Annotated in this window: 25 protein-coding genes; 9 read left to right on the forward strand and 16 right to left on the reverse strand. The window is 39.1% G+C overall.

Annotated elements, in window-relative coordinates; all coding sequences use genetic code 11:
* Nucleotides 1-6 precede the first annotated feature (6 nt).
* On the reverse strand, nucleotides 7-603 hold the full coding sequence (gene seqA, locus H5118_RS03155; protein WP_002962932.1) for a replication initiation negative regulator SeqA: 597 nt from the start codon (nucleotides 601-603) through the stop codon (nucleotides 7-9).
* A gap of 220 nt (nucleotides 604-823) precedes the next feature.
* Between seqA and H5118_RS03160 the strand changes: the two genes are divergently transcribed.
* From H5118_RS03160 to fur, 5 genes are all read left to right on the forward strand, one after another.
* On the forward strand, nucleotides 824-1,591 hold the full coding sequence (locus H5118_RS03160) for an alpha/beta fold hydrolase (protein WP_182747775.1): 768 nt from the start codon (nucleotides 824-826) through the stop codon (nucleotides 1,589-1,591).
* 95 nt (nucleotides 1,592-1,686) lie between these two features.
* Complete coding sequence (locus tag H5118_RS03165; protein WP_002962930.1) at nucleotides 1,687-1,908, forward strand: DUF2788 domain-containing protein; 222 nt, start codon at nucleotides 1,687-1,689, stop codon at nucleotides 1,906-1,908.
* Nucleotides 1,909-1,910: 2 nt separating this feature from the next.
* On the forward strand, nucleotides 1,911-2,189 hold the full coding sequence (gene ybfE / locus H5118_RS03170; RefSeq protein WP_002962928.1) for a LexA regulated protein: 279 nt from the start codon (nucleotides 1,911-1,913) through the stop codon (nucleotides 2,187-2,189).
* Nucleotides 2,190-2,203: 14 nt separating this feature from the next.
* On the forward strand, nucleotides 2,204-2,731 hold the full coding sequence (gene fldA / locus H5118_RS03175; RefSeq protein WP_007586856.1) for a flavodoxin FldA: 528 nt from the start codon (nucleotides 2,204-2,206) through the stop codon (nucleotides 2,729-2,731).
* Nucleotides 2,732-2,917: 186 nt separating this feature from the next.
* Nucleotides 2,918-3,361 (forward strand): ferric iron uptake transcriptional regulator, encoded by a 444-nt coding sequence (gene fur, locus H5118_RS03180; RefSeq protein ID WP_002962922.1) that lies wholly within the window; start codon nucleotides 2,918-2,920, stop codon nucleotides 3,359-3,361.
* A 274-nt stretch (nucleotides 3,362-3,635) separates the two neighbouring features.
* Here fur and glnS read toward each other — a convergent pair whose 3' ends face one another.
* Nucleotides 3,636-5,294, reverse strand: a complete 1,659-nt coding sequence (gene glnS, locus H5118_RS03185; protein WP_024596870.1) for a glutamine--tRNA ligase — start codon at nucleotides 5,292-5,294, stop codon at nucleotides 3,636-3,638.
* A 218-nt stretch (nucleotides 5,295-5,512) separates the two neighbouring features.
* Here glnS and H5118_RS03190 point away from each other — a divergent pair, with 218 nt between their 5' ends.
* Nucleotides 5,513-6,583 (forward strand): DUF3083 family protein, encoded by a 1,071-nt coding sequence (locus H5118_RS03190; RefSeq protein WP_182747777.1) that lies wholly within the window; start codon nucleotides 5,513-5,515, stop codon nucleotides 6,581-6,583.
* 58 nt (nucleotides 6,584-6,641) lie between these two features.
* Here H5118_RS03190 and sucD read toward each other — a convergent pair whose 3' ends face one another.
* From sucD to sdhC, 8 genes are all read right to left on the reverse strand, one after another.
* On the reverse strand, nucleotides 6,642-7,514 hold the full coding sequence (gene sucD / locus H5118_RS03195) for a succinate--CoA ligase subunit alpha (RefSeq protein ID WP_002961811.1): 873 nt from the start codon (nucleotides 7,512-7,514) through the stop codon (nucleotides 6,642-6,644).
* Nucleotides 7,514-8,680, reverse strand: coding sequence for an ADP-forming succinate--CoA ligase subunit beta (gene sucC, locus H5118_RS03200; protein ID WP_002961809.1), 1,167 nt, complete (start codon nucleotides 8,678-8,680; stop codon nucleotides 7,514-7,516). Before sucC ends, sucD begins: the two co-directional genes overlap by 1 nt.
* A 177-nt stretch (nucleotides 8,681-8,857) precedes the next feature.
* On the reverse strand, nucleotides 8,858-10,375 hold the full coding sequence (gene odhB, locus H5118_RS03205; protein WP_182747778.1) for a 2-oxoglutarate dehydrogenase complex dihydrolipoyllysine-residue succinyltransferase: 1,518 nt from the start codon (nucleotides 10,373-10,375) through the stop codon (nucleotides 8,858-8,860).
* Nucleotides 10,376-10,378: 3 nt separating this feature from the next.
* Complete coding sequence (gene sucA, locus H5118_RS03210; protein WP_033021680.1) at nucleotides 10,379-13,198, reverse strand: 2-oxoglutarate dehydrogenase E1 component; 2,820 nt, start codon at nucleotides 13,196-13,198, stop codon at nucleotides 10,379-10,381.
* A gap of 91 nt (nucleotides 13,199-13,289) precedes the next feature.
* A complete protein-coding gene (locus tag H5118_RS03215) occupies nucleotides 13,290-14,006 on the reverse strand; it encodes a succinate dehydrogenase iron-sulfur subunit (protein ID WP_002961804.1) in 717 nt (238 codons plus the stop codon).
* 10 nt (nucleotides 14,007-14,016) lie between these two features.
* A complete protein-coding gene (gene sdhA, locus H5118_RS03220) occupies nucleotides 14,017-15,789 on the reverse strand; it encodes a succinate dehydrogenase flavoprotein subunit (protein WP_002961801.1) in 1,773 nt (590 codons plus the stop codon).
* Nucleotides 15,790-16,137 (reverse strand): succinate dehydrogenase, hydrophobic membrane anchor protein, encoded by a 348-nt coding sequence (sdhD, locus tag H5118_RS03225; RefSeq protein ID WP_002961798.1) that lies wholly within the window; start codon nucleotides 16,135-16,137, stop codon nucleotides 15,790-15,792.
* Nucleotides 16,128-16,505 carry a succinate dehydrogenase, cytochrome b556 subunit gene (gene sdhC, locus H5118_RS03230; protein ID WP_122975019.1) on the reverse strand — a complete coding sequence of 126 codons (378 nt, stop codon included), beginning with the start codon at nucleotides 16,503-16,505 and terminating at the stop codon, nucleotides 16,128-16,130. Before sdhC ends, sdhD begins: the two co-directional genes overlap by 10 nt.
* Nucleotides 16,506-16,925: 420 nt before the next feature.
* Between sdhC and H5118_RS03235 the strand changes: the two genes are divergently transcribed.
* The 3 genes from H5118_RS03235 (at nucleotide 16,926) to H5118_RS03245 (ending at nucleotide 20,003) form a co-directional block, all read left to right on the forward strand.
* Entirely contained in the window at nucleotides 16,926-18,212 is a 1,287-nt protein-coding gene (locus tag H5118_RS03235) for a citrate synthase (protein ID WP_002961796.1), read from the forward strand.
* 114 nt (nucleotides 18,213-18,326) lie between these two features.
* Nucleotides 18,327-19,553 (forward strand): SufS family cysteine desulfurase, encoded by a 1,227-nt coding sequence (locus tag H5118_RS03240; RefSeq protein ID WP_182747780.1) that lies wholly within the window; start codon nucleotides 18,327-18,329, stop codon nucleotides 19,551-19,553.
* Between the two features lie 33 nt (nucleotides 19,554-19,586).
* The gene (locus H5118_RS03245; protein ID WP_182715527.1) at nucleotides 19,587-20,003 is read left to right on the forward strand and encodes a SufE family protein; all 417 of its coding nucleotides are present in this window, start codon (nucleotides 19,587-19,589) and stop codon (nucleotides 20,001-20,003) included.
* A gap of 6 nt (nucleotides 20,004-20,009) precedes the next feature.
* Here the strand turns inward: H5118_RS03245 and tcdA are convergent, their stop codons facing one another.
* The 6 genes from tcdA to msbA are packed head-to-tail and all read right to left on the reverse strand — an operon-like array spanning nucleotide 20,010 to nucleotide 25,143.
* The gene (gene tcdA / locus H5118_RS03250; RefSeq protein ID WP_002961793.1) at nucleotides 20,010-20,807 is read right to left on the reverse strand and encodes a tRNA cyclic N6-threonylcarbamoyladenosine(37) synthase TcdA; all 798 of its coding nucleotides are present in this window, start codon (nucleotides 20,805-20,807) and stop codon (nucleotides 20,010-20,012) included.
* Entirely contained in the window at nucleotides 20,808-21,488 is a 681-nt protein-coding gene (locus H5118_RS03255; RefSeq protein ID WP_182747782.1) for a TIGR01621 family pseudouridine synthase, read from the reverse strand.
* Complete coding sequence (gene kdsB / locus H5118_RS03260) at nucleotides 21,485-22,246, reverse strand: 3-deoxy-manno-octulosonate cytidylyltransferase (protein WP_182747783.1); 762 nt, start codon at nucleotides 22,244-22,246, stop codon at nucleotides 21,485-21,487. Before kdsB ends, H5118_RS03255 begins: the two co-directional genes overlap by 4 nt.
* Nucleotides 22,234-22,431: a Trm112 family protein gene (locus H5118_RS03265; RefSeq protein ID WP_002961789.1), complete on the reverse strand. Its 198-nt coding sequence runs from the start codon at nucleotides 22,429-22,431 to the stop codon at nucleotides 22,234-22,236. The genes kdsB and H5118_RS03265 overlap by 13 nt, the downstream gene beginning before the upstream one ends.
* Nucleotides 22,421-23,401, reverse strand: a complete 981-nt coding sequence (gene lpxK, locus H5118_RS03270; RefSeq protein ID WP_182747785.1) for a tetraacyldisaccharide 4'-kinase — start codon at nucleotides 23,399-23,401, stop codon at nucleotides 22,421-22,423. Before lpxK ends, H5118_RS03265 begins: the two co-directional genes overlap by 11 nt.
* Entirely contained in the window at nucleotides 23,398-25,143 is a 1,746-nt protein-coding gene (gene msbA, locus H5118_RS03275; protein WP_182715531.1) for a lipid A export permease/ATP-binding protein MsbA, read from the reverse strand. The genes lpxK and msbA overlap by 4 nt, the downstream gene beginning before the upstream one ends.
* Nucleotides 25,144-25,177: the final 34 nt, after the last annotated feature.

The raw sequence follows: 25,177 nt of genomic DNA on the forward strand, positions 1-25,177 counted from the left end.
ATTTCCTTACAGGTAATCGCGAATTTTTTCAGCTTGCTCTGCACTATATCCAAGGCAAAGAGCAACTTCATGAAGCATCATTTTTTTACGCGTTGTATTAGAATTTGTCATAACCCAATATTCACTATCAGTTATGTTTTTAGGGTTCATACTACTACCGCTATTTACTAAGGCTTCTTTACTAGTAGCAAAGTAAACACGGTCACGCCCTTTTATATCTAGTACAGCCGAAAAATCAGTTTTATGTGTGCGGTAAAATGCACTTAAAATAAACAAAAAGCGCCCAACAACACCCTTTTGCATTGCCAGCTCTTCTTTATTTAATACATTAAAAACATTATCGCTTTTTTGCTTCACGGGTGCGTGAGCTACAGGCGTTTGTTTTTTTGAAGTCTCAGCAGCAGGTAGCTCTGAGCTTTTTAATGTGGCGGTAGACGTAGTCGCAGTTTGATTATTTTGAGTTAGTTCTACGTTTGCGGTTTGAATTTTTTCGCCGCTCAGATTTAATAAACGACGTAAAATAGTGGATGCACTTTCACCAATACTTTGCGTATTGCTTGCAATATACTGATATAACTCGTCGTCTATGTCGATTTGTTTCATGTTCTTCCTGTCATTACGGGTCACATTTTTTTCTCCCGTGTGATTATACCCAAACCAATCAGAAATGCGAGTTACAACAAGCACTCCCGTAAACATATTAATATTTACTTGATTGTTGTTGATTTAACAAACAAAAGCCCAATTTAATAAATAGTCGCTGTATTTTTTGCTTTTTAGAGCAATGCTCGGCAAACTATGGCGAAATTTTCAGGAGGCGTGTATGCAGTTAAATTACAAGCAACAAGGGCAAGGCCCTAATGTTATTTTGATCCACGGACTTTTTGGATCATTAGAAAACCTAAATGTAATCGCAAAACCATTAAGTGAACACTTTAATGTTATTAACGTTGATATACGCAACCACGGGCTTTCTCCTCATAGTGATGAAATGAACTACCCTGCAATGGCTCAAGATATTGTCGAGTTATTAGCACATTTAAACATAGATAAAGCTCATTTAGTTGGACATTCTATGGGTGGGAAAGTCGCAATGGAATTAGCACTAACACACCCTGAACTGGTAAATAAATTGGTTGTACTTGATATTGCACCTGTTAGTTACCCTGCTCGCCACACAAAAATATTACAAGCATTAAAAGCAGTTTCAACGCAGTCAATAGATGATAGAAAGCAAGCTGATGCAATTATGCAGCCTTATATTGAAGAGCTGGAGGTTCGACAGTTTTTACTTAAAAGCCTCGCAAAAAATGAAGAAGGTCATTTTGCATGGCGATTTAACCTAAATGTGCTTGATGAAAAATATTCGACAATCACGTCCAATGTTAATGAAAACAATTCTTGTTTATGCGATACTCTTTTCATTAAAGGTAATGATTCTGACTATATATTGCCCGAGCATCGTACTGCAATTACAGCACGCTTTAAAAACACCAAGGCTAAAATTATTCATGGCGCAGGTCATTGGCTTCATGCTCAAAAGCCTCTTGCTGTTAATAAAGCGATAAATGACTTTTTAACTGCGGTTTAAAGCAATTTTAATCGCGTGTTTTTGATTCAGCGCACTAAATATATGAATATTTATATGCTATAGTACGCGCCGTTTAATTTAAAGGTTATACGTTGATGGTCAGTCAGTTAATTAACGAATTTGATACCCTAGGGTTGTATTTTGGCTTAGCCGGTATTTTCATATTCATCGGCATGGCAATTAAAGACGTACTAAAAAGTGGCAATGTACCAAAGTTCGGACAATACATTGTTTGGGGCGTGCTCTTTTTAGGTTGTTCAGGCTTTATTGCTAAAGGGCTTATTCAAGTATTTTGGCAAGGCGCAGGTGTAGGTTAAGCATGGCGAAGTCAGAAACAGATAGAACTACACTCGATTTATTTGAATACGAAAAACGCCCAGGCAGACCTAAGACCAATCCCCTTTCTCGGGATATGCAGTTAAAGGTAAATAAACGTAATCAAATAAAAAGAGATAAAGCACGTGGTTTAAAGCGTGTTGAATTTAAAGTTTCATCGCAGTTATATCAAGCATTGAGTGATATGGCAGATGCACAAAATATTAGCCGCAGTGCGCTGATTGAAACGATTTTACAAGAAAGATTGGCTATTGATACATAAAAGGTTTTAAATCCATGGCAAGTGTAGGCATTTTTTTCGGAAGTGACACAGGTAACACAGAACACGTAGCAAAAATGATCCAAAAAGAATTGGGTAAAAAGCTAGTGGCTGTTCATGATATTGCAAAAAGCTCTAAAGAAGAGATTGCTGAATTTGATTTAATCTTATTCGGTATCCCTACTTGGTACTACGGTGAAGCTCAATGTGACTGGGATGACTTTTTTCCAGAACTTGAGGAAGTAGACTTTGAAGGAAAACTTGTTGCTATTTTTGGTTGTGGTGACCAAGAAGATTACGCTGAGTACTTTTTAGATGCAATGGGCATGATCAACGATATTGTTACTGAACGTGGCGCTATTGTTGTGGGCCATTGGCCAAGTGAAAGCTATGACTTTGAAGCCTCTAAAGGAATGGCTGATGATAAGCACTTTGTAGGTTTGGGTATCGACGAAGACCGTCAACCAGAGCTTACAGAACAACGTGTTAAAGCATGGTCTGCTCAAGTATATGAAGAAATGTGTTTAAGTGAATTAGCAGACTAATTTACTGCATATATCGCTAGCTGTTTAAATAATTATCAAACAGTTAGCGTTTTAAGCTTTAGTGGCAATATATATCAATTGTTCTTTGCACTTAACGCTTAGGCACGTTATCCTGTTTGTTGCTAATGTGTCGTGTACATCTTTGCAAGATGTCTAGTATAACCAAATAAAATTGAGACAGATTTAATGACTGATCATAACTTGGAACTTAAAAAAGCCGGTTTAAAAGTAACTTTACCGCGTATTAAAATATTAGAGATTTTACAATCTCCAGATAACCAACACATCAGTGCTGAAGATGTTTACAAAATTCTTTTGGATCTAGGTGAAGAAATTGGTCTTGCAACTGTATACCGCGTACTTAACCAATTTGATGATGCGGGTATTGTAAGCCGTCATCACTTTGAAGGCGGAAAATCAGTATTTGAACTTTCTGGAAGCACTCACCACGATCATTTAGTATGTTTGAAATGTGGCAAAGTGGTAGAGTTTGAAGATGACATGATTGAGCGTCGTCAACTAGAAATTGCTGAAGAAAATGGTATTACTCTTACAAACCATTCTTTGTATTTATACGGTGAGTGTAATGATAAAGCAGCGTGTAAAGAATTTAGCGACGCTAACAGCTAATATCGCTTTTAAAAGCAATAAAAAAACCTGCTAAGTGCAGGTTTTTTTTGTGCCTAAAAGACAATAGTAATAAATATACCCAGTAAATCCTGGGTATATTTTAAGTATTATACCAATCCGCAATAATACTTGATCATTTCGCGGGGCTAAACGTGTCGCTACCTGCGTTAAAAAATGCTCATTTAGAACAACTAAATAGCGAATTTTTTGCCTAGCTATCAACACGTTTTTCCAGCCTCAAAATAGATCACTTAATTAAGCGAATTGGTATTACTTATTGAGTTTTAGACCATGAATCGCGAAGACCCACTGTTTGATTAAATACAACGTTCTCTGATTTAGAATCACGAGAGAAATAACCTGTACGCTCAAACTGAAAGCCCTGCTCTGCTTGTGAATTAGCAAGCGATGGTTCTAATTTAGCATTAGGTAAAACAACCAGTGACTCCGGGTTTAGCGTAGTTTCAAATTCCTCTGCAGCTGCTGGATTTGGTACGCTAAACAAGCGGTCGTATAAACGAACTTCTGCACTAATAGACTCTGGTGCTGAAACCCAATGAATAACACCTTTTACTTTACGACCATCACTTGGGTTTTTACCAAGTGTTTCGCTGTCGTAAGTACAGAAGATAGTTGTGATTTCGCCATTTTCGTCTTTTTCAACACGCTGCGCTTTAATAACATAAGCACCACGTAAGCGTACTTCTTTATCAAGTACTAAACGTTTGAATTTGTTATTCGCTTCTTCTTTAAAGTCTTCTCGTTCAATATAGATTTCACGAGTAAATGGAACATCACGACGCCCCATTTCTTCTTTATTTGGGTGATTAGCCACTGATAAAGTTTCAACTTTATCTGCATCGTAGTTTTCAATAACGATTTTAACAGGATCGAGTACAGCCATTGCACGTGGTGCATTTTCGTTTAAGTCTTCACGGATACAGGCTTCAAGCATGCCCATTTCAACCATATTCTCTTGTTTTGTTACACCAATACGCAAACAAAATTCACGGATTGAACCTGGTGTATAACCACGACGACGTAAACCTGCAATAGTAGGCATACGAGGGTCATCCCACCCTTCTACATAGTTATTTACTACTAAATCATTTAGCTTACGCTTTGACATAATAGTGTATTCAAGATTTAAGCGCGAAAACTCAATTTGCTGTGGGTGACACTCTAAACTAATGTTATCAAGTACCCAGTCGTATAAACGACGGTTATCTTGAAACTCTAATGTACATAATGAATGTGTAATACCTTCAAGCGCATCAGAAATACAGTGAGTGAAGTCATACATTGGGTAAATGCACCACTTGTCAGCTGTTTGATGATGATGAGCAAAACGTACACGGTAAATAATTGGATCGCGAAGCACCATAAATGAGCTTGCCATATCAATTTTAGCACGCAGTACACATTCACCTTCTTTGAATTCGCCAGCGCGCATTTTTTCAAATAACGCTAGGTTTTCTTCAACTGAAGTATCTCTATAAGGACTGTTTTTACCTGGCTCTTTTAATGTACCGCGGTACTGTCGTGCTTCGTCTGCAGTTAAAAAACAAACGTACGCTAAGCCTTTTTCAATAAGCTCTACTGCGTAACCATATAAAGTATCAAAATAGTTAGAAGAATACTTTATGTCGCCATCCCAATTAAAGCCTAACCACTGTACATCCTCTTTAATAGAGTTAACGTAGTTAATGTCTTCTTTTTCAGGGTTTGTATCGTCAAAACGTAGGTTACATAAACCGTTGTAGTCTTTTGCGATACCAAAATTCAAACAAATTGATTTGGCATGGCCAATATGTAAAAAACCATTTGGTTCAGGTGGAAAACGTGTATGCGTTGTCGCATGTTTGCCACTTGCTAAGTCTTCATCAATTCGGGTTCTAATAAAGTTACTTGGGCGATTCTCAATTTCCGCCATAGGAGTGTGATCCTCTAAATATTACGTAATAACAAAACTAATGCATTATTACAAAAACATACACTAACATACAGCAATAGATTAAGGTTTATTTTAGATATTGATTAACTTTAATCCACTTGTTCAATTGTTTATGAATAAAATTTGTTTTAACGCAACATTTAGGTCATCAAAGCCAATTATAGTAGCTAAATAACCTACTTTATAAGGATTCTAAGATGGCGACACTTAATCAACACCGTGTATATATTCCAACTAATGCACGCGCTAACCATTATTTATTGGCTGAAATAATACCTAATGAAGCATTTTATAATAGCTTTAGCACTATAAACTGTTGCTACGAGCGTATTGCGCGTCAATTATTTGCATGTTGTGATGAGTATGAACTACATAATGTACATTTATTAGCAAACGATAAACTACCGGTTGTACGCTTTCATGATGAGTCATATCAACTAGAAACCGACAAGCAGATGTTGTTTTTTTATAATCCTCGTTATCACGAAGCACATAAAATTTATTACTCACCAGATATAAAAAGTAAGAAAATACGTTTATTGTTTTTAGCCACGGGTGAAGACTTACGTGCAAACTCAGCTTTGTTTCACAATAGAGTACAAAAAGTATTGACCCTTTTACAAGAACAGTTATTTATAAATCAGCCCCAATTTAAACTTCGCGATCACCAACATCTAACTTACGATTTATTTGCTAAAGATAAGGGAAATAAAGAGAGTTATGGATATAAACTCAGAAGCCTCTACCCTCGTTATCAATCAAGGCAATGTAATATTTCTAGTGACTATACTGAAATGACTTACGCAACATTTACCATTGCGGTTTCTCGGGCCATCAAAACGCAGTTTCAAACAATGGTGAACAATAACGATGTAGAAAAGTTTTATGATTACTTTGCAGATAGTTTTAAACGCGCATGTGAACAAAACAAACTAACACACGGTGCAATGGTAGCTAATGGCGCAATACCCATTGTCCGAAACTGTAAAATAGATAAAAATGAAGGTAATGCAGAGTTACAAAAGTTGAGCTTTGATGTTGAATCAAATGAAAATCAAATTAAGTATTTTTATGAAGCAACAAAATTAGTAGAAACAATACATTTTGTTATTGTCGCAACGCAGCAGGATAAACATGAAATTGGTTATGGCCGCTTTATGAACCAAGTAGAGAAAACAATTCATGCATTATGTAACGAGCTGGCTATAAATAAACAACGACAGGATTTGTCTGTACGCTTTTTTCAGCATATTAGTTATCCGTTCTAAATTTACCTCAATAACAAAAAGGCCCGCATAAGCGGGCCTTTTCAGAGGAAACAAGCAATTACCAGCCTGTTTTCTCTTTAAGTGCTTTACCGATTTCAGCAAGTGAACGTACAGTTTTTACGCCCGCAGCTTCTAATGCAGCAAATTTCTCATCAGCAGTACCTTTACCGCCTGCGATGATTGCGCCAGCGTGACCCATACGCTTACCTTCAGGTGCAGTAACACCAGCAATGTAAGATACTACAGGTTTAGTTACGTTAGCTTTGATGTACTCTGCAGCTTCTTCTTCTGCAGTACCACCAATTTCACCAATCATTACGATTGCTTCAGTTTGTGGATCTTTTTCGAACATTTCTAGAACGTCGATAAAGTTAGTACCTGGGATTGGATCACCACCAATACCAACACACGTAGACTGACCAAAACCAGCATCAGTAGTTTGCTTAACCGCTTCGTACGTTAAAGTACCAGAGCGAGAAACAATACCTACTTTACCAGGTTTGTGGATGTGACCAGGCATGATACCAATCTTAGTCTCACCAGGAGTAATAACACCTGGACAGTTAGGACCGATCATACGAGTACCTGTTTGATCTAGTTTAACTTTAACGTCAACCATATCAAGCGTAGGGATACCTTCAGTGATACAAACAATCAGCTCGATGCCTGCATCGATAGCTTCTAAGATTGCATCTTTACAGAAAGGAGCTGGTACGTAGATAACTGAAGCAGTTGCGCCAGTTTCTTGAACAGCATCACGAACTGTGTTGAATACAGGAAGACCAAGGTGCGTTTGACCGCCTTTACCTGGGCTTACACCACCAACCATTTGTGTACCGTACTCAAGCGCTTGCTCTGAGTGGAAAGTACCTTGGCCACCAGTGAAACCTTGACAGATAACTTTTGTATCTTTATTGATTAATACAGACATTATTTGCCCTCCGCAGCAGCAACAACTTTCTCAGCAGCGTCTGTTAGTGATTCAGCAGCAATGATATCTAGACCTGAGTTCTTAAGAACTTCACGACCTAATTCAGCATTAGTACCTTCTAAACGTACAACTACAGGTACATTTACGCCAACTTCTTTAACTGCGCCAATGATACCTTCAGCAATCATGTCACAACGTACGATACCGCCAAAGATGTTTACTAAAACAGCTTTAACATTGTCGTCAGAAAGGATGATTTTGAATGCTTCAGAAACACGTTCTTTAGTCGCGCCGCCGCCAACATCTAGGAAGTTAGCCGGTTTGCCGCCGTGTAGGTTTACGATGTCCATAGTACCCATTGCTAGGCCTGCACCGTTAACCATACAACCAACATTGCCATCTAGAGCAACGTAGTTAAGCTCGAAGCTTGCTGCGTGTGCTTCACGTGCATCTTCTTGAGATGGATCGTGGAACTCACGGATTTTAGGCTGACGGTAAAGTGCATTACCATCAATACCGATTTTTCCGTCAAGACAGTGAAGGTTACCTTCGTCTGTAATTACTAACGGGTTGATTTCAAGTAGTGCGAAATCAAAATCAGTAAACATGTTACCAAGACCCATAAAGATCTTAACAAACTGCTTCATTTGTACTGGGTTAAGACCCAATTTGAAGCCTAGTTCACGTGCTTGGTAAGCTTGAGGACCCACTAATGGATCAATTTCAGCTTTGTGGATAAGCTCTGGTGTTTCTTCTGCAACAGTTTCAATTTCAACGCCGCCTTCAGTAGACGCCATGAAAACTACTTTGCGAGATGCACGGTCAACTACTGCACCTAGGTACAATTCGTTAGCAATGTCAGTACAGCTTTCAACTAAAATTTTAGCTACTGGCTGACCTTTCTCGTCTGTTTGGTAAGTAACTAGGTTTTTACCCAACCAGTTAGCTGCAAACGCTTTTACTTCGTCGATAGTTTTTACTAGCTTTACACCGCCAGCTTTACCACGTCCACCTGCGTGAACCTGAGTTTTAACAACCCACATATCACCGCCGATTTTTTCAGCAGCTGCTGCAGCTTCTTCAGGTGTATCGCAAGCGAAACCCTGAGAAACTGGTAAACCATATTCGGCAAAAAGTTGTTTTGCCTGATACTCATGCAAATTCATGATGCTTTATCCAATTTTTTATACTAAAAGAGCTGAATATTTTTTCAAATAAACAACTATCCCAAATTGCGCACCTAGTATAGATCCCAAGGCTTAACATGAAAACCCCAGTAAGACCAAAGGCGCAAAAAAAAAGCTGTGAATGTTCATTCACAGCTTACATTTCATACAACTAGATTAAACATCTAGCAATAAGCGAGTTGGATCTTCAAGTAACTCTTTAATAGTCACTAAGAAACCAACTGATTCTTTACCATCAATGATACGGTGGTCATAAGAAAGAGCTAAATACATCATAGGAAGTATTTCTACTTTACCATTTACAGCCATCGGACGGTCTTGGATTTTATGCATACCCAAAATTGAAGACTGTGGCAAGTTAATGATAGGTGTAGATAGTAATGAACCAAATACGCCGCCATTAGTAATAGTGAAATTACCACCGGTCATATCTGCAAGCGTTAGCTTACCATCACGACCTTTAAGTGCTAATTCGCGAATACCCTTTTCGATTTCAGCAACAGATAGTTTGTCACAATCTTTAAGTACTGGAGTAACTAAACCACGTGGAGTAGATACTGCAATGCTGATATCAAAATAGTTATGGTAAACAATATCGTCACCATCAATTGATGCATTAACATCTGGGAAGCGTTTAAGTGCTTCAGTTACCGCTTTCACGTAGAAAGACATGAAACCTAAACGAATGCCATGACGCTTTTCAAATACTTCTTGGTACTGCTTACGAAGGCTCATGATTGGTTCCATGTTCACTTCGTTGAATGTTGTTAACATTGCAGTTGAATTTTTAGCTTCAAGAAGACGTGTAGCAATCGTTTTACGCAGGCGAGTCATAGGAACACGTTTTTGAGTACGATCGCCCATCGGTGCTGCAGGAGCAGAAGCTTCTGCTTTTTTAGCCGCTGGCGCTGGTGCTTTTAAGAACGTATCAACGTCTTCTTTAGTTACGCGGCCATTTTTACCCGTGCCGTTAATTTTAGAAGCGTCTAAGCCTTTCTCAGCAATTAAACGACGAACTGATGGTGTTAACACATCTGAACTTTCGCTAGAATCTGCTGCTGGCGTTTCGTCTGCTTTTGCAGCTGGAGCCGCTGGTGCACCGCCTGCTTTAACCGAACCAATTACTTGCTCGCCTAGTACAGTATCGCCTTCGCTGTGAATGATATCACCCATGATGCCATCTTCTTGAGCTACTACTTCAAGAACAACTTTATCTGTTTCAATATCTACCAAGTTTTGGTCGCGTGTTACTGCGTCACCTGGTTGTACATGCCATGTAGCAATTGTTGCGTCTGCAACTGATTCTGGAAGTACAGGTACTTTAATGTCCACTTCTTTACCTTCTGATGCTGGTGCTGATTGCGCCGCTGGCGCGTCTTCTGATTTAGCTGGTGCTGATTCTTCTTTAGATGAACCTTCACTTGCTGGCGCTGCATCAGCATCACCAAGTAAACCCATAACTTGATCGCCAAGTACGGTTGCACCTTCTTCTTGTGATATTTCTGTAATTACACCGTCATGCTGTGCAACAACTTCTAAAACCACTTTATCTGTTTCAATGTCTACTAAGTTTTGATCGCGAGTTACTTTGTCGCCAACACTTACATGCCATGTAGCAACGGTAGCATCTGCAACCGACTCAGGAAGAACAGGAACTTTAATTTCTGTGCTCATTGCTTATCCTTTATTTTCTATAGTAAGCGCGTCGGCAACGAGCGCTTGTTGTTCTTTAGTATGTACTGACATGTAACCACACGCTGGTGATGCAGACGCTTTACGTCCTGCATATTTTAATTTAGCACCTTGTGGGATTGCATCAATAAAGTGATGTTGTGAACAATACCATGCACCTTGGTTTTGTGGCTCTTCTTGACACCATACAAAATCAGTTACGTGTTGGTAACGCTCCATAATTGTTTGCATTTCGTCATGTGGGAACGGATATAACTGCTCAACACGAACAATAGCAATATTATCTTGCTCTAGCTTACGACGCTCTTGTAATAGTTCGTAATAAACTTTACCACTACAAAATACAACGCGTTCAACTTTCTCAGGGTTAATATCATCAACTTCGTCGATCATATTATGGAAAACACCATGCGATAGCTCTTCAAGCGATGAAGTTGCAAGAGGATGACGAAGCAACGACTTAGGCGTCATAACAATCAACGGACGACGTAGTGGTCGAACTGATTGACGACGAAGCATAGCGTAAACTTGTGCAGGAGTAGATGGAACACAGACTTGCATGTTGTGATCAGCACATAGTTGTAGGAAACGCTCTAAACGAGCTGAACTATGTTCTGGACCTTGTCCTTCGTAGCCATGTGGTAACAAAATTGTAAGACCACATAAACGGCCCCATTTTTGCTCACCAGAACTTAGGAATTGGTCAAATACAACTTGTGCACCGTTGGCGAAATCACCAAACTGTGCTTCCCAAAGTACTAATGAAGTAGGCTCTGCAGTTGCATAACCGTATTCAAAAGCAACAACAGCTTCTTCAGATAAAACAGAGTCAAATACTTCAAAAGTACCTTGATCTTCGCTTAAGTGCTGTAGAGGTGTATAAGTAGCGCCGTCTGATTGACTGTGAACAACAGCATGACGATGGAAGAATGTACCACGCCCTGAATCCTGACCAGTTAAACGAATGTCAGTGCCTTCAGTTGCAATTGTTGCATAAGCAAGTGTTTCTGCCATACCCCAATCTAGAGGTTTCTCACCAGAAGCCATTAATTTACGATCATCGTAAATCTTTTTAACGCGTGACTGTGCTTTATATTGCTCTGGGTAAGAAGCGATTTTCTCACCGAGTGCTTTGAGCTCTTCAACAGGTACGCTGGCATCGTAATCAACATCCCATTCATGGCCAACATACTTTGCCCAATCTGAAGAATGTGATGTCTCTGGTTGTATTTCTGAAACAACACAGTTGCCTTCGTCTAATGCATTACGGTACTCATCAGCAAGTGCTTTTATTTCTTGTTCAGAAAAAGAGCCTTCAGCTATAAGTTGATCTGCGTATATTAAACGTGGAACTGGGTGCTTTTTAATTTTTTGGTACATAACAGGCTGAGTTGCATTAGGCTCATCAGCTTCATTGTGACCATGGCGACGGTAACATACTAAATCGATTACTACGTCACGTTTAAACTGGTTTCTGAAATCAAGTGCAATTTGAGTAACAAATGCAACTGCTTCAGGGTCATCAGAGTTAACATGGAAGATAGGTGACTGAACCATTTTAGCAATGTCAGTACAGTAATCTGTAGAGCGTACATCGTCTTGTTTTGATGTAGTAAAACCAACTTGGTTATTTACAACAATACGAATACTACCACCACAACTAAACGCGTTAGTTTGTGATAAGTTAAACGTTTCTTGTACAACACCTTGGCCTGTAACCGCAGAATCACCATGAATTGTAATTGGTAAAGCTTTAATACCAGAACTGTCACCTAAGCGATCAAGACGAGCACGTACTGAGCCCATAACAACTGGGTTTACAATTTCAAGATGAGACGGGTTAAACGCAAGCGCCATATGAACATTGCCACCTTTAGTAGCAAAGTCAGATGAATAACCCATGTGGTATTTAACATCGCCAGAACTTAATGTTTCTTTATGTTTACCAGCAAACTCATCAAATAACTCTGATGGATTTTTACCAAGTACATTTACAAGAACATTTAAACGACCACGGTGAGCCATACCAATAACAGCTTCTTGTTGGCCGCTTTCACCAGCGCGGTGAATAAGCTCTTTTAACATTGGAACTAACGCATCGCCACCTTCAAGTGAGAAACGCTTAGCACCTGGGAACTTAGCCCCTAAATATTTTTCAAGTCCGTCAGCAGCAGTTAATCCTTTTAGGATACGCAGCTTTTCGTCTTTTTCGAATTTTGGCCTAGACTGGACAGATTCTAAACGCTGTTGTAACCAACGCTTTTCCTCTGTTGATGTGATGTGCATATACTCAGCGCCAATTGAACCACAATATGTAGTTTTTAGTGCTTGGTATAGTTCACCTAAAGGCATAGTATCGCGGCCTACGGCAAACGATCCTACGTTAAACTCGCGGTCAAAATCACTTGAAGATAAGTCGTGGTACTCTAGCTCTAAATCTCGTACACGCTCTCGTTGCCAAATACCTAATGGATCTAGGTTTGCATTTTGGTGTCCACGAAAACGGAAAGCATTAATAAGTTGTAGAACTTTAACCTGTTTAAGGTCTCCGCCACTACCCTCTGCTACCACTACTTCTCTATGCTTGTTTTTTGCAAGCTGTGCAAACTGCGTTCGAACTTCTGAATGTTTTACTTCAACATCCACACCATCAACTTTAGGTAATTGTTCGAACACTTCTCGCCATTCATCTGGCACAGAAGTCGCATCGTCTAAATACGCTTCATAAAGCTCTTCTACATAAGCAACGTTGCCGCCGTTTAAATGTGAAGATTCTAGCCATGCCTTCATCACACCTTCGTGCATTTATAAGCCCTTTTCTTTAGCGCAGAAATTAATAGTTATCATAACAAGATGGCTAATAATCTGTATTAGCCATCTTACGTTTACTAAGTAATCAAACCGCTCGGTTTAATAACATAGATTTGATTTGCCCAATTGCTTTAGTCGGGTTAAGACCCTTAGGACAAACGCTAACACAGTTCATGATACTGTGGCAACGGAACACACTGAAAGCATCGTCTAAATCCGCTAAACGTTCTTCAGTTGCTGTATCTCGGCTATCAGCTAAGAAACGGTAAGCATGAAGAAGGCCTGCTGGACCAATGAACTTGTCTGGATTCCACCAGAACGAAGGACACGATGTCGAACAACATGCACACAAAATACACTCATATAGCCCATCTAATTTATCACGTTCTTCAATAGATTGAAGACGCTCGCCTGCTGCAGGCTGATCATTAATTAAATAAGGTTTAACTTTTTCGTACTGAGTGTAGAACTGACTCATGTCAATAACAAGGTCACGAACCACAGGTAAGCCTGGTAATGGACGTACTACAATTTTACCTTTGCCATTTTTTTGTAGCGTAGATAAAGGAGTAATACATGCTAAACCATTTTTACCATTCATGTTAACACCATCAGATCCACACACACCTTCACGGCATGAACGACGAAAAGATAGTGTAGGATCTTGTTCTTTTAAAAGAATAAGTGCATCTAACACCATCATGTCGTGACCTTCCTCTGTTTGCAAGGTGTATTCTTGCATACGAGGAGCGTTGTCAACATCTGGATTATAACGATAAACTGAAAATTGTACTTGTGCCATCGTCTATCTCCTAGTAAACACGTGCTTTAGGTGGGAAAGCTTCACGCGTTTTAGGCGCATAGTTTACATCACGCTTACTCATTTCATCCGTTACAGGATTGAATACTGAGTGACATAACCAGTTTTCGTCATCACGATCTGGGTAGTCAAAGCGAGAATGTGCACCACGGCTTTCTGTACGGAAGTTTGCAGCTACTGCAGTTGAGTAAGCTGTTTCCATTAAGTTATCTAGTTCAAGACATTCGATACGCTGCGTATTGAAGTCTGACGATTTATCATCAAGACGAGCATGTTGCAGACGTTCACGAATTTCTTTAAGTTCTTGAAGACCTGAAGCCATTGAATCGCCTTCACGGAATACCGAGAAGTTAAGCTGCATACATTGTTGTAGGTCTTTTTTGATTTGAACTGGATCTTCACCTTGGCCAGCCGTTGAATTTTCCCAACGGTTGTAACGTGCAAGAGAAGCTTCTAAATCTGATTCTGAAGCTGCTTTTGATACTTCAACATCTTTAAGGTATTTACCTAAGAAGTTACCAGCAGCACGGCCAAATACAACTAAATCTAGTAATGAGTTACCACCTAGGCGGTTTGCACCGTGTACAGATACACATGCAATCTCACCAACAGCAAATAAACCTTCAACTACTTTTTCGTTGCCTTGAGCATCGATTTGTAGTGCTTGTCCATTTACGTTAGTAGGAACACCACCCATCATATAATGACAAGTAGGAATTACTGGAATTGGCTCTTTAGCTGGATCAACGTGAGCGAAAGTTTTAGCTAGGTCACATACGCCAGGAAGACGTAGGTTAAGCGTTTCTTCACCTAAATGGTCAAGTTTCAGCTTGATATGAGGACCCCAAGGACCATCACAACCACGACCTTCACGGATTTCAGTCATCATTGAACGCGCAACAACATCGCGAGACGCTAAGTCTTTTGCATTTGGTGCGTAACGTTCCATGAAGCGCTCGCCATCTTTATTTAAAAGATAACCGCCTTCACCACGACAACCTTCAGTTACTAGCGTACCAGCACCTGCAATACCCGTTGGGTGGAACTGCCACATTTCCATGTCTTGCATAGAAATACCAGCGCGTGTTGCCATACCAACACCGTCACCGGTGTTAATGTGAGCATTTGTTGTTGATGCGAATATACGACCAGCACCACCAGTGGCTAATACAACTGCTTTAGATTTGAAGAAAGTGATTTCACCTGTTTCAATCTCAATTGCTGTACACCCTACTACATCGCCATTGTCGTTTTTAACTAAGTCAAGTGCATACCACTCAGAGAATACATTTGTTTTGTTTTTAACGTTTTGTTGATATAGAAGATGAAGTAAAGCATGACCAGTACGGTCAGCAGCAGCGGCAGTACGTGCGGCTTGTTCACCACCAAAGTTTTTCGATTGACCACCGAAAGGACGTTGGTAAACACGGCCATTTTCAAAACGAGAAAATGGTAGTCCCATGTTTTCTAATTCAGTAATAGCTTCTGGGCCAGTTTGACACATGTATTCAATAGCGTCTTGGTCGCCGATAAAATCGGAACCCTTAACGGTATCGTACATATGCCATTCCCAGTTGTCTTCGTGTGAATTACCAAGCGCTACTGTAATACCACCTTGAGCAGATACAGTGTGTGAGCGCGTTGGAAATACTTTAGATATTAATGCACACGTTTTGCCAGATTCTGTAATTGCTAAAGCGGCGCGCATACCAGCACCACCTGCACCAATTACTACGGCGTCAAATTCACGAACAGAATATTTCACTTAAACACCCCATAATACGATTAGACCAATAGCTACGTAAGCAACGGCCATTAGGTTTAAAACAAAACCTAAAACAGCACGCAACTTCGAACACTTAACATAGTCTGTAAGAACTTGCCAAAGGCCAATGCGGGTATGAACCATAATGCAAATAAGGGTAATTAAAGTAAACCCTTTCATTGCTAGGTTAGAGAAGAGGCCTGTCCAGGCTTCGAAAGTGACTTCTGGCGTCGCTAAAAAATAGCCGATAATAAAAATCGCGTACGCGCTGATTATTAATGCCGTGGTACGTAAAGATACGAAATCTTGTACACCATCACGTTTTAGAGTTGCTTGATTTAAAACCATATCCACACCCCTGCCAATACGGCAAACACAACACCAAGAGCCATTGATACTTTAGCGCTGAGGTTACCTGATTCAAGTTCTTCCCAATGTCCCATATCCATAATCATATGACGGATGCCACCAATAAGGTGATAACCTAATACAGAAACAGTGCCCCAAGCTATAAATTTGGCAATGAATCCGTTAAACAGACCCTTGACGAATTCAAAACCTTCAGCTGAAGAGAGAGACTCAGACCAAGCCCAAATGACAAACGTTAAAGCAAAAAACAATGCAACACCGGTGACGCGGTGAAAAATTGAAGCTTTAGCCGTTGCCGGCATAGATATAGTTGTTAGATCTAGATTTACAGGTCTTTGCTTTTTCACAGTTACTTGCCCATCTTTGCTCACAGTGGAGCTCATCTACTTGTTTTTCTAAAAACCCACCAAATATTACTGATGGAACTATCAGAATAAACGTATCAAAATAGTTAAAGTTCACAAAACAGTAAATTTTAAGCTGTTAAGAATATGTTTACCCAAATACAATACGGTTTAAAACCACCGTTAGTATATATACCCATAGGACTTTTTACAATTCTTGTTTATTTAGAGATGTTTGCGAATTAGCCAATAGTATTATATTTAATTAATACCGAATATTTATTATACATATATGCATAATGTTTATAAAAATTGACTTTAACCCCCTCTTTCACGTTAAAATGCGAAGATGTGCTTAAAACAGATTTCAGAACTTTAAAATCTAAAAATCAGAATAGATATCTTAATAGGAGATACATAGCGATGGCAGATAAAAAAGCCACAGTCCATATTGATGGACTAGATCCAATCGAACTTCCAATTTATCAAGGCACTGCTGGCCAAGATGTAATCGACGTACGTACGTTAGGTTCACATGGTCACTTTACTTATGACCCAGGTTTCATGTCGACTGGTTCTTGTGAATCTGCAATCACCTATATTGATGGTGGTAAAGGTGTACTACTTCACCGTGGTTACCCAATTGAGCAATTAGCTGAAGATTCTAACTATATTGAGCTTTGCTACTTACTTTTAAATGGTGAGTTACCTTCTAAAGAACAATACGAAGTTTTTAAGAATGAAATCACTACAAGCACTATGCTTGACGAGAAAATTGCTAACTTTTTCCAAGGTTTCCGCTTTGACGCTCACCCAATGGCAATGCTTTGTGGCGTAGTGGGTGCATTATCATCTTTTTATCATGAAGACCTTGATATTACTGATGCAGAACAACGTAAAACAAGTGCAGTTAAGCTAGTTGCTAAGTTACCAACTATTGCTGCAATGGCTTATAAAACAAACATCGGCCAACCGTTTGTATACCCACGTAACGATTTAAGCTACGCAGAAAACTTCTTACACATGATGTTCTCTGTGCCTGCTGAAGAATATAAAGTTAACCCTGTAACTGCTAAAGCTATGGATAAAATCTTTATGCTTCATGCAGATCATGAGCAAAATGCATCGACTTCAACAGTTCGTCTTGCTGGTTCATCAGGTGCTAACCCGTATGCATGTATTGCAGCTGGTATTGCTTCTTTATGGGGACCTGCTCACGGCGGCGCTAACGAAGCATGTTTAAACATGTTAGAAGAGATTGGCTCTGTGGATCGTATTGATGAATACGTTGCTAAAGCTAAAGACAAAGCTGACCCATTCCGCCTTATGGGCTTTGGTCACCGCGTTTACAAAAACTTCGACCCACGTGCTACAGTAATGCGTCAAACGTGTCATGAAGTTTTAGCTGAGCTTAATATCCAAGATCCACTTCTTGATATTGCTATGAAGCTTGAGCAAATTGCCCTTGAAGACCCGTACTTTGTAGAGAAGAAACTATACCCTAACGTAGATTTCTACTCTGGTATTATCTTAAAAGCGATTGGTATTCCAACAAGCATGTTCACTGTAATTTTTGCAATGGCACGTACTGTTGGTTGGATCACTCACTGGGATGAGATGCTATCTCAACCTGGTCATAAGATCAGCCGTCCTCGCCAAATGTATACTGGTTACACTCAACGTGATTACGTATCAACTGACAAGCGTTAATTGACGCTGGTTAGTTTAAAAGGCCGCATTTTGCGGCCTTTTTTATTAACAGCACTTGAGAATTATCATAAACCGATTACAATCCCTGCCTTAAAAACACTATGTAGATGAGCTATGCCTACTTTAAAGTTTGATATAAATAAAATTAGAAAAAACTTCCCGACATTAAATCAAACAATAAACGGCTGCCCGCTTGTTTATTTAGACTCAGCAGCAACCTCACAAAAGCCTCAATCAGTTATAGATACAATTACTGAGTTTTATACGTCTCAAAATGCAAATGTACACCGTGGACGCCATACACTTAGCGAACAGGCCACTTATTCTTATGAACAAGTCCGGGATAAAACTGCAAGGTTTTTTAATGTCTTAAGTAAAGAGATTGTATGGACTAAAGGTGCTACAGAAGCCATAAATTTGGTCGCTAACGGCTTAAAAAAGCGTTTAGATGAAAGTCATACCATAATAATATCTCCGCTTGAGCATCACGCAAACATAGTGCCTTGGCAACTAGTAAGCCAACAGACGGGAGCTAAATTAGTCTCTCTGCCGCTTAATAGTAACGGCACGCTAAACACACAACAATGCTGTGAATTTATAAAAGAAACAAAACCTGCCTTAATAGCTATTACACAAGCATCGAACACACTGGGTAATATCACTGATTTAAAGCCACTAATTGTAGCTGCAAAAGAGGTAAATTCGCTTGTTTTAGTGGACGGAGCCCAAGGTGCACTGCATTTAAAACCCAATTTACGTGAATTAAACTGTGACTTTTATGTCTGCTCAAGCCATAAAATGCTCGGTCCAACAGGCTTAGGTGTACTTTATGGCCAATATGAAGAGCTAAATACGCTAGATATTTACCAATCCGGCGGAGAAATGATTGATAAAGTTTACTTAACTCATAGCACTTATCGCCCTGCGCCTGCAAAATTTGAAACTGGCACACCAAATATCTCTGGAGTTTTAGGCTTTGGTGCCGCATTAGACTATTTAAATGAATTGGATCACGTGCAAATACAGCAATATGAACAAGAATTGTTTAGTTACGCGGCACAAAAATTGGTAAAGGTGGATGGCATTACCATATTCAGCAACCTATCTGACAATATTGGTACACTCTGTTTTAATTTTAAAGATGAACATCCTTATGATTTGGCAACTTTACTTGACGGATATGGGGTTGCAGTCAGAAGCGGACACCATTGTACACAACCGTTAATGACACATTTAGGGCTTAATGGAACGTTAAGAGCGAGTTTTTCTTTTTATAATACCTACAAAGATGTAGATATATTCATTGATTCACTTAAAAAATGTATCGCTTTATTAGATTGAACGCCAGTTTAATAGAATTAATTAGGATAACTCATGACAAATACGTTTAACAAAGTCACAGAATCTATAAAAAATGCGCCTGCTTGGCAGCAAAAATATCGTGAAATAATGCTTTTAGGAAAAACATTACCGGCTTTAGCTGATGTTTTGAAAACTGATGATGCACTTGTACCAGGCTGTGAAAGCAAAGTATGGATGTTCGTTGAATTTGACTTAACCGAAAATACACTTGTTGTAATAGGTGACTCTGATACTCGTATAGTAAAAGGATTATTAGCCATTATTTTAGCGCTTTACAACGGGCTTACACCAGAACAGGTAGTGAATAAAAATGCGTATGAAGAATTTGAAAAGCTCGGCCTTATAAGCCACTTAAGCGCATCACGTGGTAATGGTATTAAAGCCATGGTTGATAAGATACAAACCATGGCACAACACAAGCTTAGTTAACGAAAACTAAGCTTGTGAGCGTTGTTTTTTATCTAGATATTTACGCACCGCTTTTGCAGCAACAAAAAAACCAAAGCTTCCTGTGATCATAGTCACAGAGCCAAAACCATTATTACAGTCCATATTCATTGTGCCATCAGCACTTTGCTTAGCATGACATACGCTGCCATCGCTTCCTGGGTAAACCAATTGCTCTGTTGAGTAAACACAATCAATATTAAACTTACGTTTAGGATTATTACTAAAATTATATTGCTTACGCAAAATATAGCGCACCTTTGCAAGTAATGGGTCTTGCGTAGTTTTAGCTACATCACCAAAAGTTATTTGGCTAGGATCTGTTTGCCCGCCAGCACCACCAGTTGTAATTATAGGTAGTTTATTACGTTTACAGTGAGCAATTAATGCTGCTTTTTCTTTAACTGCATCAATACAATCAATTACATAATCAAAACCTTGAATATGCTCTTGAATATTATCAAGCGTAATAAAGTCATCTATTACACTAATTTGGCATTCTGGGTTAATAAGCTCGCAGCGCGCTTTCATTGCATCGACTTTAGCTTGACCAATAGTGCCCGTTAACGCATGAATTTGCCTATTTACGTTAGTGGCGCAAATATCATCCAAATCTATAAGTGTTATTTTACCAACACCAGTACGCGCAAGTGCTTCTGCTGTCCAGCTTCCTACACCACCAATACCTACTACACAAAAATGTGCTTCTTGAAGCCAATCAAACTGTTGATGACCATATAAACGTTTAATACCACCAAAACGTATATCTGTAACTTTTTCGCTCATTTACCAATCCAGTTGCCATGGCGATTGCCATGCTTGAAAATCTTGATGTTTAATTAACGCCAAATACTCATCACCACTATCGGGTAATAAAGTTAGCTGTATTTGTTCACCTTGCCATAAAAAGCTTAACGCATATGCATGTAAATAGGTACGATTAGAAGGCGCGCCTGAATACATTGCATCGCCTAAAATAGCTGCGCCCACACTTTTTAGTGCCACTCTTAGTTGATGTGTTTTGCCAGAGTAAGGTTTTAAAATATACCCTCTAAATCCTGGCTTATAACTCAGAGAATAGAATCGGGTGATTGCAGGGTTAAGTGTACTCGTTAGTAACTTAAACGAGCCACGGCGAGACTTAGCCATATCGCCTTTTATCCACCCCTGCTTCTTTTTTGGTTTAGTATCACTAATCGCTAAATAAAATTTAGCAATCGCATGCTCAGTAAACATAACAGTAAAGGCGGCTGCAGCGGCTTTGTTTCTTGCTAAAATAATAAGCCCTGATGTCACTTTATCTAAACGATGAACGGCATAAAGCTTTTGCGATAATTTTTGTTCGGCTAAAACAACAAAGCCGGGTCCCTCTTCAGAATGAAAATTAAGACCCGCTGGCTTTTCTAAAATATAAAAGTCGTTATGTGTATAAACAACTTTTATTATCTTACTTAATTGCTCACTCACACGTTTTTACTTTTAATATGCGCTATCACTTTAGCTAAGTCATCAGGCGTATCTACACCTGCATGAGGGGCTATTTGAGCTTGTTCTATTTTAATTTTATAACCGTGATACAAAACACGTAACTGCTCAAGTGATTCAAGTAATTCTAGTGGTGATACACTCAGCTCTATGTATTGTTTAATAAAACCCGCTCTGTACGCATAAATACCTACATGGCGTTGAAACGGGGCTAAATTAAGGGCAGTGCTATCACCCATCATCGTATTTCTATCAAACGGTATACTTGCACGAGAGAAATACAGGGCATTTTTATTTATATCGCTAACCACTTTAACGGCATTAGGATTAAATACTTCATCACGTTCTTCAATAGCAACACTTAACGTTGCCATTGGTGCTGTTGAATCACTTAATAGTGCAGCAACTTGAGATACGTTTTCTGGTGCAAGTAATGGCTCATCGCCTTGTACATTAACCACAATTGTATTGCTATCAAGTTTAAGCAAATCAACCACTTCAGCTAATCGTTCAGTACCCGACTGGTGTTCTTCACGCGTCATTACTACATCATTAGTAAACATACTTACTGCATCAAATACTTTTTGATGATCGGTTGCTATAACTACTTTACTAGCACCTGATAAACATGCTTTTTCGTAAACGTGTTGAACCATTGGCTTGCCACAAATATCAGCAAGCGGTTTACCTGGTAGTCGGGTCGATGCAAAACGAGCAGGAATTACAACTACGAATTCCACTTTTCAACCTCTTCTAAAGATAACTCACGTGCTTCATTTTCAAGTAATACTGGAATATCGTCTTGAACAGGATAAGCAAGCTTAGCTGCTGTGCTAATTAGTTCGTTGTTTTCTCTATCAAAGCGTAATTTTCCCTTACAAACAGGGCACGCAATTATCTCGAGTAATTTTGTATCAAAGGCCATTGAGTATTCCTTTTTCTTTTAATATTGAATTTAATGTGTTTATTACGCTATCGGTAGGTTGTGCATCTACTGGTAAATAATACCAATTAGGCTTTGCAAAGGACTTACATTTAACGGCATCTTTTTCGGTCATTATAATGCAATCATCACCAAATTGGGCAAAATCATCTACTGTATAAGCATAATGATCTCTAAAATGATGAGTCGATAATAACGTAATATCTTGTGCTTCTAATGAGTTTTCAAACCGTTTAGGGTTCCCAATTGCACTTATTGCATGTGCTTCACTTACGTTACTTTTTGCATAATCGCTTGAATTAACCAAGCGAAGATTACTTACTTGTAATGTGTAGCTATTATTAGCCTCACCACCATTTTCAATTACTATATCGACACTTTGCAAACGTTTAGTTGTTTCACGAAGTGGCCCTGCTGGCATAACAAAGCCATTACCAAAACGACGCTCACTATCAACAATACAACACTCAATGCTACGAGGCATTTTATAATGCTGCATTCCATCATCAGAAATAATAACGTCGAGTGTATAATTATTTTCTAATAAATCGATATTGTGTTGTCTATTAGGCCCAACCGCTATTGGGCACTTTAAACGATGGTATAAAAGTAATGGCTCATCTCCAGCCTGCTGAGCATCTACAAGCTCAGTAACTAAAAGCGGGTAATTTTTTGATTGCCCACCATATCCTCTACTAATAATTCCCACTGATAAACCTTGCTGTGTTAAATGACCATACAGCCACAAAACAAAAGGCGTTTTACCATTACCGCCAACACTTATATTGCCAACTACAATTACAGGCGTTTTGCACTCAAAGGGTTTAAGTATTTTAGCGCTGTATAAGTATTTTCGAAATGACGATACAACCCAAAACAAAGCACTTAATGGTAATAACAGTAAAGTAATTAGACCAAATGGTTTATACCAGCTTTGTTCTATTTTACTCACGCCTGATCACCAAACTGCATTTTGCAAAGGGCTGAATAAGTACCGTCATTTGCTAATAAACTATTGTGATCGCCACTTTCTATTACACGACCATTATCAATAACATAGATTCGGTCACTGTTTTCGATAGTAGATAAGCGATGCGCAATAACAATTGAGGTTTTATCTTTCATTAGCGTTTCTAATGCTTGCTGAATAAGCTTTTCAGATTCGGTATCAAGTGCTGATGTAGCCTCGTCTAAAATCAAAATAGGTGCGTCTTTTAATATTGCACGTGCTATCGCTATACGCTGGCGTTGACCGCCGGAGAGCATTACACCATTTTCACCTACCATGGTGTTTAATTGCTCTGGCAGGTCTTTAACAAACTCCCAAACATGCGCTTGTTTAGCAACTTGCTCTAATTCTTCCTCAGACACATCATGCTTTATGCCATAACAAATATTGTTAGCAATCGTATCGTTAAATAACACGACCTGCTGAGACACTAAAGCAAATTGGCGACGCAAATCTGTTAATTTATAATCCTGCAGGGCTATACCATCAAGTAATATTTCACTCGGTAACTCTAAGTCATAGTAGCGTGGTAATAAATTAGAAATTGTTGATTTACCCGAGCCTGAGCGCCCAACTAAGGCAATACTTTCACCCGCTTTAATCGTTAGCGACAAATCGTTTAATACGGCTTCATCTTTTGTTGGGTACTTAAAGGTTACATTTTTAACTTCAATTACCCCTTTAACTTTATCGACTGAAACGGTGCCAGTATCTTTTTCCATTTCTTCATCTAACACTAAAAATATACTTTGAGCTGCAGAGATACCACGCTGCATATCGCTATTAACATTGGCGAGTTGTTTTAGCGGTCGCAATAGCATCATCATTGAGGCAATCAATGCCATGAAGTCACCTGAGGTAATCGTATCAATCATTGATGGAAGAGATACAGCCCATAAAATAACAGCCATGGCACTGGCAGCTAATATTTGAATAATTGATACACTTAAAGCTTTTGTCGCATCCATTTTAATGCGCTGCTGGCGATTATGATTATTAATCTTTGAGAAATGGTTTATTTCTTGGTCTTGTCCGCCAAATCCATGAATAACTTTATGTCCGCTAAGCATTTGTTCAGAGCTACGTGTAACCTGCCCCATAGCTGATTGAATACTTTTAGAAATATGGCGAAAACGTTTCGATACAACCGCTACAATAATGGCAACGAGAGGGATGATGACTAAAAATATAAGTGAGAGCTTCCAACTGGTATAAAACATTACACCAAGTAAAAAGACAACAAAGGCCCCTTCACGTACAACAATAAGTAACGCTTTAGTAATTGCTTGTTGAACTTGCTCTGTATCAAAAGTGATTTTTGAAATTAAATCGCCTGTAGAGTTTTTGTCATGAAAAGAAACGGGTAAATGCAATATGTGCTCAAATAACTCTTGGCGTAAAGAGCGTACAACTTGAGAGCCCACATAACTTAAACAGTACGAAGACATAAAGTTAAAAACACCACGCCCCAGTACTAACGCGATAACAACAAAAGGAGCGTACTTTAAAACTTCTGTATTTCGCTGGTTTAAACCTTGATCAATAAACGGCTTCATTAATTGAATGAATAAAGCATCCATTGCTGAATAGCCTATCATCCCAACAATTGCGATAAAAGCGACGCTTTTGTATGCGCCAACATACGAGACAAGACGTTTATAAATTTGTGCAGTACTTTGATCCATAACACTCTCTAAATACAGTAACTCCCTGTATTGT

It is taken from the genome of Pseudoalteromonas sp. SR41-1 (assembly GCF_014164015.1).
GTDB lineage: Bacteria > Pseudomonadota > Gammaproteobacteria > Enterobacterales > Alteromonadaceae > Pseudoalteromonas > Pseudoalteromonas distincta.